This is a genomic window from Neobacillus drentensis (assembly GCF_036965245.1).
Classification (GTDB): domain Bacteria; phylum Bacillota; class Bacilli; order Bacillales; family Cytobacillaceae; genus Neobacillus; species Neobacillus drentensis_G.
In genome coordinates, this window is record NZ_JBALPG010000186.1 from 1 (window position 1) to 2543 (window position 2543).

The following is a 2543-nucleotide window of genomic DNA, read 5'->3' on the forward strand; positions in this document are numbered from 1 at the left end:
AGAAAAAATACAAAAAGAGAAGTTTAATAACTAAATAAATATGATAATAGGTATAATGAAAAGGAGTTTGCAAAGGAGTGAATTTGTATAGTGAAATTTTTAAAAGGAGTTCTTATCGTAATTGCCATACTCTTTATGTTAGCGATGGGTATTGTAGCACCTATCTCGTTTATTGGTTTGGTTATATTTATAATTGGTCTGTTCCTTAATAGGCAATATCGAAAGAGAAATAGTAGATTTGCAAAATCAGGATGGTTCATCGCAGTGGGAATCATTTCTTCTTTTGTATTGGCTTTGGTGTTCTCAGCACCATCCGAGGAAAACGAATTGTTTGGTTAAGTGTACCGGAAAATGATATGGACGAAAATGAAATTCGTTCAAAAATGTTTAATGCCGACTTAGTATTAAATGGATATGCTGAACCATCCACCTATCCTCCTGATGTGAAATACAGCGAATTCTTTGTAAAGTTTGCTAGAGAGGCACGGGCTGCAAATAAGGGTTTATGGACATTTGGTGACCAAGGAACAACAAAGGGTGATTTAGATTCCACACAAAATAATCATACCGGCTCATCTTCATCGACTGGAGAAACGTCTGTCGGCTCAACATCAGGCAGTGAATCGTCAAATACCGGAAATGAGTCATTCAAGAATTGTACCGAAATGAGAAAAGTATATCCAAACGGTGTACCATCCACACATCCCGCTTATGAATCGAGGCATGACCGCGATAAAGATAACTGGGCATGTGAACAATCATAGATATAAATAGGAGAAAAAATGATTCATGACAAGTTCATGGATCATTTTTTCATTGCTCATTTTATTTTGTAAAGGACAAAATTCGATTGTACATTTTAAAACTTTGGCTTTTATAAAACTAGTGTTCCTAGGATTACGAATCACTTAAATTTAATAGATTTCTAATCTGCTTCACATATTTTTCTTTAGGATAGTTATTGTATAAAAGACTTGATAACCGGAGGGGGTCACCAAAAAAGTACCTTTCATATTGCGTCTGTCTTGTACCAAATGAACTCATTGTTAAATCCCAAGCTAAACGGAATATTTTAACCCGGTCAATTGCGTTTTTATTAGCTCCCTGCAGATATTGATCCAAATCTGAGCGAATATCAGAAGAAAAGTCTTTTTCAGTGGGTAAAGACACCATACCACTCGCACCGATGATTTCGATAATTTCACAGAATCTAGGATAGATTTTAGGGAATAAATTGCTAGCCACTCTAAGTGGTGTGATACTTGGACGCATATATCCCCATTCATCTAACCTTGCATCTATTTCTGACTTAAGTAATAGTGCTTTCATAGTTTCAAGGCCAATGATAATTTCAGAAAGTTTTTCCTGTATATGCAGATATTCCTGAACGTTTATCGTTTCAACAACTAGCTCGGCAACAGCTAGAACAACTTCTGTCTTTACTATCTGCCTGGTAATGACCTGATGAAGGGTAAAAGGGTGAAAAGAACTTTGAAGCATAAAATGGTTGGCAGCCTCAATATTGTCGTAAAAAAATATGCGGTCCCATGGGACTAAGACATGATCAAAGACAAGAACAGTATCCATTTCTTCATACCGAGAACTTAATGGATAATTAAACGCTGAATCGCCCTCAACAAATGACTCCCGGCAAATAAACTTTAATCCCTTCGTATCAGTAGGGATGGAAAATGCGTAAGCAAACTCCTTCTCCATAATTCCACCTGCAGAATAAACAAGAACCTCATCCGTTAAACCACCTTGTGTAGCTAATAAACGAGCTCCTTTAATGATGATGCCATTTTCATTTTTACCAATAACCTTTGCAGAAATCGGTTCTTTAGAGCATTCATAGTAAAACTGTGAGCGGTTCACTTGGGGTGTGATAAAGGTATGGGTAAAGGAAAGGTCTTGTTTCTTTGCTCTTTCGTAAAGTGATTGAATGTTTTCTGGGAAGCAATGGTCTTTTCCTTCCAAAAATGAAGCAGAGGAGGCAAATGCCATTACTGCAGTATTCATATAATCGGGACTTCTTCCCATCATTCCATGCGTTTGCTTTGCCCAAAGTTCGATCATCGTTCGTCTTTTCTTTAAATCCTTTTTTGTCTTTGGCTGCAGGAAGGAAAGTCCAATCGGTTCTTTAGTTTCGGGTGATAGGTAGGTCAGTTTATTTTTTAGCTGTTTATCAACCTGCAAATCATAAAGGGATGCCTTACTCTGAAGAACACCTTTGAAAGCTGGATGTTTAGAAATCTTGCCTTCAACCTGTTTTCCATCAATCCAAATTTCTGAATTTAACCGATCAATTCTTTCTAAAAATTCCTCTCCTGATATAGCACCCATAAGTCCACTCCTTTTGTACCTGGGTTGATACACTATAATCATATATTGAATTAGCTAGTTTTATATTATTGAATAACCTGTTTACTTGTTCTTTTTATTTTTCTGTATTTACGAAATGGGTATCAAGTATGTATAAACAAGTTTATCATGATGCCTTTTCAATTTCGCCTTTGGTTTTAAGTGTTAATGACGTTCTATAA

At 36.2% G+C, this 2543-nt stretch carries 2 protein-coding genes; one reads left to right on the plus strand and one right to left on the minus strand.

The window, feature by feature from the left end; all coding sequences use genetic code 11:
• Positions 1-251: 251 nt before the first annotated feature.
• Positions 252-764 (plus strand): excalibur calcium-binding domain-containing protein, encoded by a 513-nt coding sequence (locus V7150_RS24715; RefSeq protein ID WP_335523550.1) that lies wholly within the window; start codon positions 252-254, stop codon positions 762-764.
• Between the two features lie 133 nt (positions 765-897).
• On the opposite strand, the gene hpaB is transcribed toward V7150_RS24715, so the two are convergent.
• The gene (gene hpaB, locus V7150_RS24720; protein ID WP_335523552.1) at positions 898-2343 is read right to left on the minus strand and encodes a 4-hydroxyphenylacetate 3-monooxygenase, oxygenase component; all 1446 of its coding nucleotides are present in this window, start codon (positions 2341-2343) and stop codon (positions 898-900) included.
• Positions 2344-2543: the final 200 nt, after the last annotated feature.